Genomic DNA, 13,718 nt, shown 5'->3' on the forward strand with positions numbered 1-13,718 from the left:
TCTGATCAGCCCCGGTTCTGTACGTGCTGGTAGCCGAAACGGCCCTTGATGCAGAGGTTGCCGTGGGTCACCGGGTTGTCGTGCGGCGAGGTGACCTTGACTATCTCATTGTCCTGCACGTGGAGCGTGAGGTTGCAGCCCACACCGCAGTACGCGCACACGGTGGTCGTCTCCGTCTGCCGCGTCTCGTCCCAGGTACCCGCCGCCCGCATGTCGAACTCCGACTTGAACGACAGCGCCCCGGTGGGGCACACCTCGACGCAGTTCCCGCAGTAGACACAGGCCGAGTCGGTCAGCGGGGCGTCGTGCTCCACGGCGATCCGGGCGTCGAAGCCGCGCCCGGCGACCGAGATCGCGAAGCTGTTCTGCCACTGGTCGCCGCAGGCGTCCACGCACTTGTAGCAGAGGATGCACTTGTCGTAGTCGCGCACATACAGGTCGTTGTCGACCCTGGGCTCCTCGTCCAGACGGGCGGCGCCTGGACCGAAGCGGTCCGGTTTCGCCTCGTACTCCTTGATCCACTCGGCGGCCCGCGGGGTCGTCGACAGGTCCACCGAGGAGGCCAGCAGCTCCAGGACGATCCTGCGGCTGTGCCGGACCCGCTCGGTGCCGGTGCGCACCACCATCCCCGGCTCGGCCTTCCGGGAGCAGGCGGGCACCAGGGTCCGGGCCCCCTCCACCTCGACCACGCAGACCCGGCAGGCGTTCTTCGGGCGCAGGGTGTCGCCCTCGCACAGCGTCGGGACGTCCGTCCCGGCCGCCCGGCAGGCGTCCAGGATCGTCGAGCCCTCCGGGACCCGGGTCTCCTCGCCGTCGATCGTGAACTCCAGCAGCCGGCGCGGGATCCCCAGCGGTGTGACGGTCATCGGTACGCCCCCAGACGGTCGATGGCGGATTCCACGGCGTTCCAGGCGGTCTGGCCCAGACCGCAGATCGAGGCGTCCCGCATCGCCCGGCCGACCTCGCGCAGCAGCGCGAGGTCGTCGGCCGCGCCGGGGCCGGTGCGTTCGACGATCCGGTGCAGCGCCTCCTGCTGCCGGACCGTCCCCACCCGGCACGGCACGCACTGCCCGCAGGACTCTTCCCGGAAGAACTCGGCGATGCGGAGCAGGAGCCGGGGCAGCGGCACGGTGCCGTCGAAGGCCATGACCACACCCGAGCCGAGCGTGGTGCCCGCCTCCCTGGTGCCCTCGAAGGTGAGCGGGATGCCGAGCTCGTCCGGCCGTACGAAGCCGCCGGCCGCCCCGCCCAGCAGCACCGCCCGCAAGTCGTCCCGGACTCCGGCGAGTTGCAGCAGCTCGCCGAGCGTGGCATCGAAGGGGAGCTCGTAGACACCGGGGCGGGCCACGCTCCCCGACACGCAGAACAGCTTGGGTCCGGTGGACCTGGCGGTCCCGATCGCCGCGTAGGCCGGGGCGCCCATGGTCAGGATCGGCAGGACGTTGACCAGCGTCTCCACGTTGTTCTCGACCGTCGGCCTGCCGAACAGCCCTTTCTCCACCGGGAACGGCGGCTTCGAGCGCGGCTCGCCCCGGTATCCCTCGATGGAGTTGAACAGGGCCGTCTCCTCACCGCAGATGTACGCCCCCGCCCCGCGCCGGATCTCGATGTCGAAGGCGAAGCCCTGGCCGAGGATGTCGTCGCCGAGGAAGCCACGGGCACGCGCCTGGTCGACCGCGTGCCGTATCCGCCGTGTCGCGCGCGGATATTCGCCGCGGATGTACAGGAAGCCCCGGTGCGCGCCGATCGCGTACGCCGCGACGGTCATCGCCTCCACCAGCGCGTACGGGTCGCCCTCCATGAGGACGCGGTCCTTGAAGGTGCCCGGCTCGGATTCGTCGGCGTTGCAGACGAGGTAGTGCGGGTGGTCCGGCTGGGACGCGGTGGCCTGCCACTTGCGGCCGGTGGGGAAGGCGGCGCCCCCGCGTCCGACCAGACCGGAGTCGGTGACCTCGCGGATGACCCCGGCGGGACCGAGCCCGAAGGCGTGCCGCAGGGCGGTGTAGCCGCCGTGCGCCCGGTAGTCGTCGAGCGAGCACGGGTCGACCACGCCCACCCGCTTCAACAGGGTCAGACCCTCCTGTCCTGCCTGCGGTACGGCCGCCGCGGCCGACGGCTCCTCGGGGGCCGAGTCGGGCGCGGTGGCCGCGAGGACGGCCGCCCTGACCGTCGCCGGGGCCGCCACCGCGGTACGTACCGGATCCCCGGCCCGGATCGCGAGGGCGGCCGGGGCCCGCTCGCACAGGCCCAGACAGGGGCTGCGCTCGACGTGCACCCCGGGACCGAGACCCTCCTCGACCCCGGCGCACAGGGCGGACGCCCCGGCCGCCGTGCACGCCAGGTCGGTGCAGACGTGCAGGACGGTCGCCGGTCGGGGCCCGACGGAGAACATCGCGTAGAAGGTGGCGACGCCGTAGGCCTCGGCCGGCGGGACCGTCAGGCGGCGGCACAGATAGCCGAGGGCGCCCTCGCTGATCCAGCCGACGCGGTCGTTGATCGCGTGCAGCCCCGGCAGCAGCAGGTCGCGCCGGTCCCGGGCGGGACGCCCGCCGCGTGCCCAGCGCAGATCCGCGTCGGAGCGGTCGGCGCCCTCCCAGGAGGACTCCGGAGGGCCCAGCAGGGCGTCCACGGCCGCCCGTTCCTCGTCCGTCGGTCTGCTGTCGCCGAAGTGCAGGTCCACCTGGGTCACCTCACGATGGTCGCGACCGGGAGCTTCTCGATACGGATCGCCGAGGCCTTGAACTCCGCCGTCCCCGCGATCGGGCAGTTGGCCTCGATCGTCAGCTGGTTGGTGTCCACCTCGTCGGGAAAGTGCATGGTCATGAAGGCGAGACCGGGGCGCAGGGCGGTGTCGATCCAGACGGGGGCCACGACCGAGCCCCGCCGCGAGGACACCTGGACCTCTTCGCCGACGACGACCCCGTACCGCTCGGCGTCCTCCGGGCACAGCTCGATGTACTCGCCGCGCCGCAGCGGGGAGGCGTAACCGCCGCTCTGCACCCCGGTGTTGTAGGAGTCCAGCCGCCGTCCGGTGGTGAGCCGGACGGGGTACTCCTCGTCGGTGAGGTCGACCGGCGGATCGTGCCGGACCAGCCCGAAGGGGGCCGGCAGGCCGCGCCGCGCCGGGTCCTTCTCCCACAGCCTGCCGTGCAGATAGGCCGGTTCGAGACGCTCGGTGCTCGGGCACGGCCACTGGATGCCCTGGTGCTCGACGAGCCGGTCGTACGTCATCCCGTAGTGGTCCGGGGAGACCGACCTCAGCTCGTTCCAGACGGCCTGGGCGTCGGCGTACTTCCAGTCGTGGCCGAGGCGGGTGGCGAGGTCGCAGAGGATGTCGATGTCCTCGCGGGCCTCGCCGGGCGGGGTCACGGCCCGGCGCACCCGCTGCACCCGCCGTTCGCTGTTGGTGGTGGTGCCCTCGGTCTCCGCCCAGCCGGCGGTCGCGGGCAGCACCACGTCCGCCAGCTCCGCCGTCTTCGTGAGGAAGATGTCCTGGACGACCAGGAAGTCGAGGGCGCTCAGCCGGCGGATCGCCTGCTCACTGTCGGCCTCCGACTGGGCCGGGTTCTCGCCGATGCAGTAGACCGCCTTGAGCGCGCCCTCCTCCATCGCCTCGAACATCTCGGTGAGGTTCAGCCCGTAGTGGGGCTGGATGACCGTGTCCCAGGCCGACTCGAACTTCAGCCGGGCCTCCGGGTCGAGGATGTCCTGGAAGCCGGGGAGGCGGTTGGGGATCGCGCCCATGTCGCCGCCGCCCTGCACGTTGTTCTGCCCGCGCAGCGGCTGCAACCCGGCGCCGTAGCGCCCCACCTGGCCGGTGAGCAGGGAGAGGTTGATCAGGGCGCGGACGTTGTCGGTGCCGTTGTGGTGCTCGGTGATGCCGAGGGTCCAGCACAGCTGGGCGCGCTCGGCGCGGGCGTAGGCGTGCGCCAACTCCCTTATCGCGGCGGCCGGGACGCCCGTCACCTTCTCGGCCAGCGACAGCGTCCAGGGTTCGACGAGCGCCCGGTACTCCTCGAAGCCGGTCGTCGCCCGCTCGACGAACGCCTCGTTGGCCAGCCCCGCGTGGATGATCTCCCGGCCGATCGCGTGCGCCATCGGGATGTCCGTGCCGACGTTCAGCCCGAGCCAGCCCTCCGCCCACTCGGCGGTGGAGGTGCGGCGCGGGTCGACGGCGTACATCCGGGCGCCGTTCCTGATGCCCTTCAGCACGTGCTGGAAGAAGATCGGGTGCGCGAAGCGGGCGTTGGAGCCCCACATCACGATGACGTCGGTGTGCTCGATCTCCTCGTACGACGACGTGCCGCCGCCGGAGCCGAAGGCGGCGCTCAGGCCGGCCACGCTCGGGGCGTGGCAGGTCCGGTTGCAGGAGTCGACGTTGTTGGTGCCCATCACCACCCGGGCGAACTTCTGGGCCACGTAGTTCATCTCGTTGGTGGCGCGGGCGCAGGAGAACAGCCCGAACGCCCCCCGGTTGCGGTCCAGGCCGCGGGCCGCGCGGTCCAGGGCCTCCTGCCAGCTCGCCCGCCGGAACGGCTCGTCACGGGAGTCCCGGATCAGCGGGTGGGTGAGCCGGGTGTAGGTCTTCGGCTGCCTGTTCCTCGTGCGGTTCATGCGGCGCTCCTCAGCGCGAGCAGGTCCGAGATGGCGTGCACGGTGCGCAGGGTGGGCACCTGGACGCCGGTGATCTCCGCCAGCTCGACGACGGCCGCGAGGAGCACGTCGAGTTCCAGCGGCTTGCCGCGCTCCAGGTCCTGGAGCGTGGAGGTGCGGTGGTCGCCGACCTTCTCGGCGCCCGCGAGCCGGCGTTCGATGGAGACACCGACCTCGCAGCCGAGCGCCTCGGCGACGGAGAGCGTCTCGCGCATCATGATCTCGATGACCCGGCGGGTGCCGCCGTGCAGGCACATCTGCCGCATGGTGGCCCGGGCCAGCGCGCTGATCGGGTTGAAGGAGATGTTGCCGAGCAGCTTGAGCCAGATGTCGTTGCGCAGTTCCGGCTCCACCGGGCACTTCAGCCCGCCGCTCCGCATCGCCTCGCTGAACCGCAGGCAGCGCTCGGACGCGCTGCGGTCGGGCTCGCCGATCGAGAACCGGGTGCCTTCCAGGTGCCGTACCACGCCCGGGGCTTCGAGCTCGGTGGCCGCGTAGACCACACAGCCGACGGCGCGTTCGGGGGCGAGTACGGCGCTGACCGCGCCGCCCGGGTCGACGCTCTCGACGCGGTGGCCGTCGTAGGGGCCACCGTGCCGGTGGAAGTACCACCAGGGGATGCCGTTCTGGGCGGCGACCACCGCCGTGCGCTCGTGCAGCAGCGGCTCGATCAGCGGCCCGCACGCCGCGTACGAGTTGGCCTTCAGGCCCAGGAAGACGTAGTCGACCGGGCCGATCTCGGCCGGGTCGTCGGTGGCGTGGGCGTGCGCGGTGAAGTCACCGCGCTGGCTGAGCACCCGTACTCCGTACTGCCTCATGGCCGCCAGATGGGGTCCACGGGCGACGAGATGCACTTCGGCGCCCGCGCGGTGGAGCGCGGCACCGACATAGGCGCCGATCGCACCGGCGCCGAGGACTGCGACTTTCACGGAACACTCCGTTCGGTTTGAGGGATACCGCGGAGGTGGCCTCGGGGAGACCGGGTCGTGGGTCGTCGTGTGAAGCGGTCCGGCCATCGGCCGAATCATGTCGACGAAATATTGTCTACAGTATGGAGTCAGGTCCGACAAGGGTTCGGACAGCGACCGTTCGGCGCATTCTGGATACCGCTCATCGCATACGATCGAGTCGTCGGGTTCTCAACCACCCTGACCCGGCCCTACCGTTCGGGACTCATGAGCAGCCCCCCTGTAGCACCGCCGGGCTGGAGCCGCTGGCTCGTCCCGCCCGCCGCCCTCTCCGTCCATCTCTCCATCGGCCAGGCCTACGCCTGGAGCGTCTTCAAACCGCCGCTCGAATCCGCGCTGAACCTCAGCGGCACCGAGAGCGCGCTGCCCTTCCAGCTCGCGATCGTGATGCTCGGCCTGTCGGCCGCGTTCGGCGGCACCCTCGTCGAGCGCAACGGACCGCGCTGGGCCATGACGGTCGCCCTGGTCTGCTTCTCCACCGGCTTCCTGATCTCCGCGCTCGGCGCCGAGACCAAGCAGTACTGGCTGATCGTCCTCGGCTACGGCTTCGTCGGCGGCATCGGCCTCGGCATCGGCTACATCTCGCCCGTCTCCACCCTGATCAAGTGGTTCCCGGACCGGCCCGGCATGGCCACCGGCATCGCCATCATGGGCTTCGGCGGCGGCGCGCTGATCGCCTCGCCCTGGTCCGCGCAGATGCTTTCGTCCTTCGGCGGTGACAACGATGGCATCGCGCTCGCCTTCCTCGTGCACGGGCTGACCTACGCCGTCTTCATGAGCCTCGGCGTGCTGCTGATCCGGGTGCCGCGCAGCGAGAAGCCGGTCGCGGGCGCGCCGAGCGCCTTCGAGGGCGTGCAGGTCTCGGCGAACACCGCGATCCGCACCCCGCAGTTCTGGTGCCTGTGGGTCGTGCTCTGCATGAACGTGACCGCGGGCATCGGCATCCTGGAGAAGGCCGCCCCCATGATCACGGACTTCTTCGCCGACGGCTCCACCCCGGTGACGGTGTCCGCGGCGGCCGGGTTCGTCGCCCTGCTGTCCGCCGCCAACATGGCGGGCCGCATCGGCTGGTCGTCCACCTCCGACCTGATCGGCCGCAAGAACATCTACCGCGTCTATCTCGGTGTCGGCGCGCTGATGTACCTGCTCATCACGTTGTTCGGGGACTCGTCCAAGCCGCTGTTCATCCTCTGCGCGCTGGTGATCCTGTCCTTCTACGGCGGCGGCTTCGCCACCGTCCCCGCGTATCTGAAGGACCTGTTCGGCACCTACCAGGTCGGTGCGATCCACGGCCGGCTGCTCACCGCCTGGTCCCTCGCCGGTGTGCTCGGACCGCTGATCGTCAACTGGATCGCCGACCACCAGAAGCACGCCGGCAAGCACGGCGCCGACCTGTACACGCTGTCCTTCGGCATCATGATCGGACTGCTCGTCGTCGGGTTCGTCGCCAACGAGCTGATCCGGCCCGTCAACGTCCGCCACCACATCCCCGCCCCGAGGGAGGCCGTCGATGTCGAACGAGAGCAGCCAGCCTGAGACCGACCGCCGCTGGCTGATCGCCGTCGCCTGGCTCTGGGTGGGCGCGCCCTTCGCCTACGGAGTGTATGAACTCGTACAGAAAGCGACACAGCTGTTCAACGGGTGAACCGGGAGAATGCTCGGGCGTCCGAGGGTCTGCAAGAAGCCGACAACTCGGGCGCCCGTTTCCTGTGGCCTTACGTGCCGTCGTACCCGTGAGTCACTGAACAGACTGGTGGGCCCACACCGAGGCAACGAGGGGGACCCACCACCCATGAACGGCTCGCGCATCGCCGCCGTCGGCCACTACCAGCCCGCCAAGGTGCTCACCAACGAGGACCTGGCGGGTCTGGTGGACACAAGTGACGAGTGGATCCGCAGCCGGGTGGGCATCCGCACCCGGCACATCGCAGGGCCCGACGAACCCGTCGACGAACTCGCCGCGCACGCCGCGGCCAAGGCCCTCGCGGCGGCCGGCCTCACCCCCGCGGACATCGACCTGGTCCTGGTCGCCACCTCCACCGCGATCGACCGCTCCCCGAACATGGCCGCTCGCGTCGCCGCCCGGCTCGGGATCCCGCAGCCCGCCGCGATGGACGTCAACGTCGTGTGCGCCGGTTTCACCCACGCGCTCGCCACCGCCGACCACACCGTCCGCGCGGGCGCCGCCACCCGTGCGCTCGTCATCGGCGCCGACAAGATGTCCGAGGTGACGGACTGGACCGACCGCACGACGTGTGTCCTGGTCGGCGACGGGGCGGGCGCGGCCGTGGTCGAGGCGTGCGGGCCGGGCGAGGAGCCCGGGATCGGGCCGGTGCTGTGGGGTTCCGTCCCCGAGATGAGCCACGCCGTACGCATCGAGGGCACCCCGCCCCGGTTCGCGCAGGAGGGGCAGAGCGTCTACCGCTGGGCCACCACCCAGCTGCCGCCCATCGCCCGGCGCGCCTGCGAGAAGGCCGGGGTCACCCCCGCCGACCTCGCGGCCGTCGTGCTGCACCAGGCCAACCTGCGGATCATCGAGCCGCTCGCGCAGAAGATCGGCGCGGTCAACGCGGTGGTCGCCAGGGACGTCACCGAATCGGGCAACACCTCGGCCGCGAGCATCCCGCTCGCACTGTCCAAGCTGGTCGAGCAGGGGCGCGTCGCCAGCGGCGATTCGGTACTGCTGTTCGGCTTCGGCGGCAACCTGTCGTACGCGGGGCAGGTCGTGCGGTGTCCCTGAGGGGCGCGTTCCGTGGTGTGACGTGGTCAACTCCCGCTTCCCCTGGCAGTTGTGCGCCGTAGACTGTAGACGAAAGACAATCGATACTGAGTGTCCGCTCGTAACGGGTGTCTGCCGAAGGGGGACCCGATGTTGTCAGCCGGACTGCCGCAGGGCGCGGTGCCCAAGCTCGAACGCCCCGGCCCGCTCCGCGACCGCGTCTACGAGGCACTGCTGGAACTCATCACCACCCGCGCCCTCCAGCCCGGCCAGCACCTGGTCGAGAGCGAACTCGCCGGCCACCTGGGCGTCTCCCGGCAGCCGGTGCGCGAGGCGCTCCAGCGGCTGAACACCGAGGGCTGGGTCGATCTCAGGCCCGCCCAGGGCGCGTTCGTCCATGAGCCGACGGAGGCCGAGGCCGACCAACTCCTCACGGTCCGCACCCTGCTGGAGGCGGAGGCGGCCCGGCTGGCGGCGGCCGAGGCGGGCAGTGCCGGCGTCGCGGCCCTCGAATCCCTGTGTGCCGAGGGCGAGAAGGCGGTCGCCGCGGACGACGTGGACGGGGCCGTCGCCCTGAACGCCGCGTTCCACGCCAAGATCATGGACCTGGCCGGCAACACGGTCCTCGCCGAACTCGCCGCCCAGGTCGACCGCAGGGTCCGCTGGTACTACACGCCGGTGGCCCGGCAGCGCGGCCACCAGTCCTGGATCGAACACCGCGAACTGATCGCGGCGATCACGGCCCGCGACGAACAGCTGGCGACCCGCCTGATGCGCGAACACACGGAGCACACCCGGCGGTCGTACCACGAGCGGGCGAAGCCCTGACCAAGCCGCCGGCAAGGCCGAGGCCAAGGACCGGAGCCGCTGCCCGGCCAAGTGGTACGCCCGTCGGCCGCGCCACACCCCCGGGTGCGAGGACATCCTTACGGCACGCGGGCGACGCCGACGTAGAAGCCGCTCAGCTCCTGGGCGGGAGCCGGTGAATCCTTGTACCACCTGGTCGCTGTGACCAGCCCTGGAGCCACCAGTTCCAGGCCCTCGAAGAACGGCTCGATCTCGGCCCGCGTACGCATGCGCAGGGGGATCTCGCCCTTGCGGTAGGTCGTGGTCACCGACTTGACGAGGTGGGGGTGCTCATCCGTGGTGCCGTGGGAGAACATGAAGTAACTGCCCGAGGGCAGCGCGTCGAGAATTGTCCGCGTAAGACCGTAAGGGTTTTCGTCGTCGGTGATGAAGTGCATCAGCGCGATCATCGACAGCGCGACGGGCCGGGTGAAGTCCAGAAACGTACGGGCGTGGTCGAGGATGGCTCCCGGCTTCCGTACGTCGGCCTCGATGTAGTCGGTGCTTCCCTCGGGACTGCTGATGAGCAGAGCCTCCGCGTGCCGCAGCACGATGGGGTCGTTGTCGGCGTAGGCGATCCGCGCCGACGGCACTATGCCTTGCACGATCTGATGCAGGTTCGGCTGGGTCGGGATGCCCGTACCGATATCGAGGAACTGGTCGATGCCGTTGCCGGCCAGCCAGGCCGCTGCGCGGTGCATGAACGCCCTGTTGCGCATGGCGTTGAGACGCGCTTCCGGTGGCAGCTTCGCCGCCACCTCCTCATCTACCGGGTAGTTGTCCTTGCCGCCCAGCAGCCAGTCGTAGACGCGTGCCGGGTGGGGCCGGCTCGTGTCGATACGACTTCCGCGGGTGGGGTCTGCCGTCATGCATGACTCCAGCGTGTACTCGATCGCTGACCGACTCACCGAGGTCGCTTCGTGCGCCGTGGAGGAGGCGGTGGAGGGCATTGCGATTGTGCCATTGGCCCAGCCCTCACGCGGAGTTGTCGCTCGATGTGCGGCACGCTCATATGCGCGACGGGCTGCCCCTGTAGGAGCGACCGGTCGCGCCGGGGCGCTGGCCTCGCGCTTCCGCGTGAGAGCCACGGGCCATCGCCCTGGATCAGTTCGGCAAGCTCTTCGACAAGCCTCAGCACAGCGTGTGGCACCGGGAGACGCGGGGGCGCTAGGCGTCCGACGAACTGACTGACACCTGTGTTCAGTTCGTCCAGGGCGAGACGCCCGTCTGGGATCTGGACACCCCGTGGAGCCGCACGATCCGCGCGAAGATCGATGACGGTGGGTATGTCGGCCGGGTCCGAATCGTCGACAGCCCGCCGACCACCGGCCAGGTGTACCTGCTCGCGTACGGCGACAAGTACGCAGCTTCGGAGAGGACGTCCGCAACATGTGGCGCAAGGACGCCCAACAGGTCGACCTTCCCGATGGGGACTTCTGGATCTCCGACTCGCACCTCGTCGCCATTCTCGTCTTCGATGATGACGACAATCTCACGGGCGCCGAGTTCGTCACGGAACCGGCGGCTGTGAACCAGTACAACCGACTGCGGGACGTCGCGCTGCACTACGACGTTCCGTACAAGCAGTTCGCCGCGAGCGTGGCCGCGAAGGAGGCGAAGAAGCGGGTGGGGCCCGGGGGCACGGACTATCAGCAGGTTCGCGAGACCCTCGGTGCGTTTGAGGGAACTTCGGTTCTCCGCCCCTGACGGGCGACTAACCGGCACCGCCCTCGCTCAGAGACCGGGCTGGCCCAACTCCAAGGTCTCGACGCTGGAACTGGGCAAGCAGACTGCCACCGTCAGGGTTGATCCGCGTCTGTTTGCCCAGGAAGAACGGGCACGCCTGGAAATAGGCGTGCCCGGTCCTCCTACGGGGGGGTACCGCTTCTTCCTCGATCCCCTTCCGCCTGCTGCTGGCGGCCTAGTCACTCCCCCTGAGCTGCGCCCCTGCCTTCTCGCGGTGAGGCAGGGGCGCAGAGTCGTGAAAGGAAAATCTGCTGCGCACGGGGTGCTCTGGGCGGGATGATCTACGCATGACCGTAGATATTGCGGAGTTCAACAGGCTGGCGGTGCCCGGTTTGGAGGCGCTGACCAAGCTGCTGGCCAGCGGCGCTGCTGACCACGCTCCGCCGCCCGAGAACCGCCGACCGTTTCAGGTCGGCTGGGGTCTGGTGGCTGCCCTGCACCGGCAGGCCGCTGCCGTGGTCACCCTGCACAGCAATGGGCTCGGCCACGAGGCCGCACCGAATCGACGCCTGATGATCGAGTACGTTGCTCATCTCCAATGGCTTGTCAGGGACGGCGAGGACGCCGTGGACTCCATGAACAAGGCTCACCAGTTCAAGCAAGGTGGCCTACGCAAGGCAGCGGACGACGGCGGGTATCGGTACGACGCGGAGGCAGCCGACGCCGTGCGAGACGCGGTCATTCCTGGCAACCCGACCAACACTTACAACGTAACCAGCAACCTTCTGGGCAGCCTCGGCGGGGGACTGCTCCAGTCTTGGCTCACTGAGACACAGCTCTCACACGCCACTCTCGTCGCAGCTGGATGCTTCTATCGCGAGTCAGACAACAGCTTGGAACTGCTCCTTACTCCGGCGTACGACATCGGCGGTGACCCGATGGAGGCGTCGCCCTACGTCGCCTTCTTCTTCCTGTTCTTCGGCATGGTTGCCTTCAACGAGTTGATGGTCGACGCACCGTGGACAGATCAGCTCAGGGCCATCGGTGACGCCGCCGGTCTCGCTGGAGCAGTCTGAGTAGGTGCCGGCCCACTCGAGAGGCCACAGCGACGTCTCCGGCGGCCTTTCGTGCGTAGGCCGGTCCGCGGGCGGCTTACGCGCCCTCTCGGCCCCTCCGAGGCCCCGTGAGAGCCCGGAGAAGCCACGCGAAAAGCCGGGGCTGACTGTCGGTGTGCGTCAGTACGATGTTCGTCACCTTCATGGCACTTGTGATCGGATGACCAGTGACGGACCTACTTGCCCCGCTCAGTCCTGACCAGACGTTGTTGCTCGAAACCATGGCTGCCCCCTACGTGAAGTGGAACAGGTGGCCGATGTGGCAATTCGTCAGAGAGACACTCAGCCGCCAGGGTCTGGACGCCGACAAGCTGATTGATTCCTTGCCCCAGGTGGGACCCCCGCCGGGTATGGGCGTTTCCTATGGGCTGGCTTGGTACAGCCGACCTGGCTACATCGGTGACGCGGAACGGGTCGCTCTGACCGTCGCTGCTGCCCCCCATGTTCCCTCGCTCTTGCCTGTCATGGCGCACCCGTTTCTCAACGTCCTGCGGAAGCTGGTCGAGATCTACCGCGCGGCACCCCTCGACCCAGACTCGGTTGTGCAGGTCGCCTACACGGCAGAGATGATCCGACAGGCGCTGCCTTCGATCAGTGACCAGTTCATGGAGCGCCTGCCCGGGATCCTCGACCACGAGCCCCCGACTTGGTTTGGCTCGAAGTCGGGGGCCAATGGCGAATGGGCCCGAGGGCTGAAGCATGGGATCTCCCGCTATGACGGCGTCCGCTTCGTGAAGTCTTACGTGGTCCGAGTGACGGAGCTGATGCCGCCGCCCATCGACCTCCCCACCTCCTTCGCGGGCGACTCTGAACCGGAGGCCATGTCCGCCTTTGCTTCGCAGCCCCCGGCTCCGGTCTACGTCAAGGAACCGCTGATCAAGGAGCTGGAGGACAAGAACACCAGCTCGCAGTGGGACGTGACCAAGCTGGTCCAGCTCACCCGCGAGCTGAACAGCAACTTCGCGCTCGACAACCCATACGCCTGTCACGCGCTGATCCGGGCGATCCTCGACCACACGGCGCCCGTGTTCGGTCAGAAGAGCTTCGAGCAGGTGGCCAGCAACTCGCTCGCGGCCTGGACGAAGACCGACAAGGACTACTTGCGGAAGTTGCTCGACTTCAAGCCACAGGGGCACGACGCCCTGCACCGGCACATCCGGAAGTCGGCAGACTTGATCGACATGCACGACGTCCCGTCGAGCGCCTGGCTGAACGCGTTCCTGCGCCTTGTGATCGACGCCCTGTGACGAGGCCTCCCGCCCTAGCTGGGCGGGAGAGGCTCATGACGGGTTACGCGGCAGCGGGCGGCTGCTCCTCGTCGTCTACTGGCCGCACGGTTGGCTGAGCCACCTGGTGTGGTGGGGACAGCCGCTCGTCGCCTGTGCTCTTGAAGCGGTGCCAGGCAGCACGTGCACGACTCGCCGAGTTGATCACTTCTGGGACCTGATCCAAGATTCCCTTCAGTGCGAAGAGAGGGATCGAGGCCACCCCTGCGATGGCGAGGATGGCGAGCGTCAATGCGCCGTCCAAAGGACTCGGTACCTTTCTGATCGGGTGACCGAGCCGGGGCTCATGCGCAGGGCATTCGTCAGCTCGGCCACTGCTTGAGTGGCTCGAACTGAGAAGCCCTGCGTCCGACGTATTGCCGGGTATCTCAGAAGGCCGGGCTAACCCGACCGCAATCAAGTATGAGCAATGCTCATTATCTGTGGATCACGCCTGACGGAAGAA

General features: G+C 68.9%; 11 protein-coding genes and 2 pseudogenes. 8 read left to right on the forward strand and 5 right to left on the reverse strand.

Features of this window, described 5'->3' with window-relative positions; all coding sequences use genetic code 11:
* Nucleotides 1-5 precede the first annotated feature (5 nt).
* Genes ACWDGI_RS30370 through ACWDGI_RS30385 form a run of 4 tightly spaced genes read right to left on the reverse strand, consistent with a single transcriptional unit; the run spans nt 6 to nt 5,582 of the window.
* Nucleotides 6-866: a 2Fe-2S iron-sulfur cluster-binding protein gene (locus ACWDGI_RS30370; RefSeq protein ID WP_450764411.1), complete on the reverse strand. Its 861-nt coding sequence runs from the start codon at nt 864-866 to the stop codon at nt 6-8.
* On the reverse strand, nt 863-2,680 hold the full coding sequence (locus ACWDGI_RS30375; RefSeq protein WP_450764831.1) for an NADH-ubiquinone oxidoreductase-F iron-sulfur binding region domain-containing protein: 1,818 nt from the start codon (nt 2,678-2,680) through the stop codon (nt 863-865). Before ACWDGI_RS30375 ends, ACWDGI_RS30370 begins: the two co-directional genes overlap by 4 nt.
* Before the next feature lie 5 nt (nt 2,681-2,685).
* Nucleotides 2,686-4,614, reverse strand: coding sequence for a molybdopterin oxidoreductase family protein (locus ACWDGI_RS30380; protein ID WP_450764413.1), 1,929 nt, complete (start codon nt 4,612-4,614; stop codon nt 2,686-2,688).
* Nucleotides 4,611-5,582, reverse strand: coding sequence for a 2-dehydropantoate 2-reductase (locus tag ACWDGI_RS30385; RefSeq protein ID WP_450764415.1), 972 nt, complete (start codon nt 5,580-5,582; stop codon nt 4,611-4,613). The genes ACWDGI_RS30380 and ACWDGI_RS30385 overlap by 4 nt, the downstream gene beginning before the upstream one ends.
* Before the next feature lie 246 nt (nt 5,583-5,828).
* Here ACWDGI_RS30385 and ACWDGI_RS30390 point away from each other — a divergent pair, with 246 nt between their 5' ends.
* From ACWDGI_RS30390 to ACWDGI_RS30405, 4 genes are all read left to right on the forward strand, one after another.
* Complete coding sequence (locus ACWDGI_RS30390) at nt 5,829-7,157, forward strand: OFA family MFS transporter (RefSeq protein WP_450764417.1); 1,329 nt, start codon at nt 5,829-5,831, stop codon at nt 7,155-7,157.
* The gene (locus ACWDGI_RS30395) at nt 7,132-7,266 is read left to right on the forward strand and encodes an MFS transporter small subunit (protein WP_351699133.1); all 135 of its coding nucleotides are present in this window, start codon (nt 7,132-7,134) and stop codon (nt 7,264-7,266) included. The genes ACWDGI_RS30390 and ACWDGI_RS30395 overlap by 26 nt, the downstream gene beginning before the upstream one ends.
* A gap of 147 nt (nt 7,267-7,413) precedes the next feature.
* Nucleotides 7,414-8,361 (forward strand): beta-ketoacyl-ACP synthase III, encoded by a 948-nt coding sequence (locus ACWDGI_RS30400; RefSeq protein ID WP_450764419.1) that lies wholly within the window; start codon nt 7,414-7,416, stop codon nt 8,359-8,361.
* A gap of 129 nt (nt 8,362-8,490) precedes the next feature.
* Nucleotides 8,491-9,168 (forward strand): GntR family transcriptional regulator, encoded by a 678-nt coding sequence (locus ACWDGI_RS30405; RefSeq protein ID WP_450764421.1) that lies wholly within the window; start codon nt 8,491-8,493, stop codon nt 9,166-9,168.
* Nucleotides 9,169-9,266: 98 nt separating this feature from the next.
* On the opposite strand, the gene ACWDGI_RS30410 is transcribed toward ACWDGI_RS30405, so the two are convergent.
* On the reverse strand, nt 9,267-10,055 hold the full coding sequence (locus tag ACWDGI_RS30410; protein ID WP_450764423.1) for an SAM-dependent methyltransferase: 789 nt from the start codon (nt 10,053-10,055) through the stop codon (nt 9,267-9,269).
* A gap of 365 nt (nt 10,056-10,420) precedes the next feature.
* Here ACWDGI_RS30410 and ACWDGI_RS30415 point away from each other — a divergent pair.
* From ACWDGI_RS30415 to ACWDGI_RS30430, 4 genes and pseudogenes are all read left to right on the forward strand, one after another.
* Nucleotides 10,421-10,719 (forward strand): annotated as a pseudogene (locus ACWDGI_RS30415) (DUF6879 family protein); the annotation flags it as partial.
* 93 nt (nt 10,720-10,812) lie between these two features.
* Nucleotides 10,813-10,984 (forward strand): annotated as a pseudogene (locus ACWDGI_RS30420) (transcriptional regulator); the annotation flags it as partial.
* A 235-nt stretch (nt 10,985-11,219) separates the two neighbouring features.
* Nucleotides 11,220-11,948 (forward strand): DUF5677 domain-containing protein, encoded by a 729-nt coding sequence (locus ACWDGI_RS30425; protein ID WP_450764425.1) that lies wholly within the window; start codon nt 11,220-11,222, stop codon nt 11,946-11,948.
* Between the two features lie 260 nt (nt 11,949-12,208).
* On the forward strand, nt 12,209-13,234 hold the full coding sequence (locus tag ACWDGI_RS30430) for a hypothetical protein (RefSeq protein WP_450764427.1): 1,026 nt from the start codon (nt 12,209-12,211) through the stop codon (nt 13,232-13,234).
* Nucleotides 13,235-13,718 lie beyond the last annotated feature (484 nt).

Source organism: Streptomyces sp. NPDC001220 (genome assembly GCF_053597895.1).

What these genes read in the sequence shown, in the direction of transcription:
- ACWDGI_RS30370 (WP_450764411.1), bottom strand. Translation starts at nt 866, where the DNA reads ATGACCGTCACACCGCTGGGGATCCCGCGCCGGCTGCTGGAGTTCACG.
- ACWDGI_RS30380 (WP_450764413.1), bottom strand. Translation starts at nt 4,614, where the DNA reads ATGAACCGCACGAGGAACAGGCAGCCGAAGACCTACACCCGGCTCACC.
- ACWDGI_RS30390 (WP_450764417.1), top strand. Translation starts at nt 5,829, where the DNA reads ATGAGCAGCCCCCCTGTAGCACCGCCGGGCTGGAGCCGCTGGCTCGTC.
- ACWDGI_RS30395 (WP_351699133.1), top strand. Translation starts at nt 7,132, where the DNA reads ATGTCGAACGAGAGCAGCCAGCCTGAGACCGACCGCCGCTGGCTGATC.
- ACWDGI_RS30400 (WP_450764419.1), top strand. Translation starts at nt 7,414, where the DNA reads ATGAACGGCTCGCGCATCGCCGCCGTCGGCCACTACCAGCCCGCCAAG.
- ACWDGI_RS30405 (WP_450764421.1), top strand. Translation starts at nt 8,491, where the DNA reads ATGTTGTCAGCCGGACTGCCGCAGGGCGCGGTGCCCAAGCTCGAACGC.
- ACWDGI_RS30410 (WP_450764423.1), bottom strand. Translation starts at nt 10,055, where the DNA reads ATGACGGCAGACCCCACCCGCGGAAGTCGTATCGACACGAGCCGGCCC.
- ACWDGI_RS30425 (WP_450764425.1), top strand. Translation starts at nt 11,220, where the DNA reads ATGACCGTAGATATTGCGGAGTTCAACAGGCTGGCGGTGCCCGGTTTG.
- ACWDGI_RS30430 (WP_450764427.1), top strand. Translation starts at nt 12,209, where the DNA reads ATGGCTGCCCCCTACGTGAAGTGGAACAGGTGGCCGATGTGGCAATTC.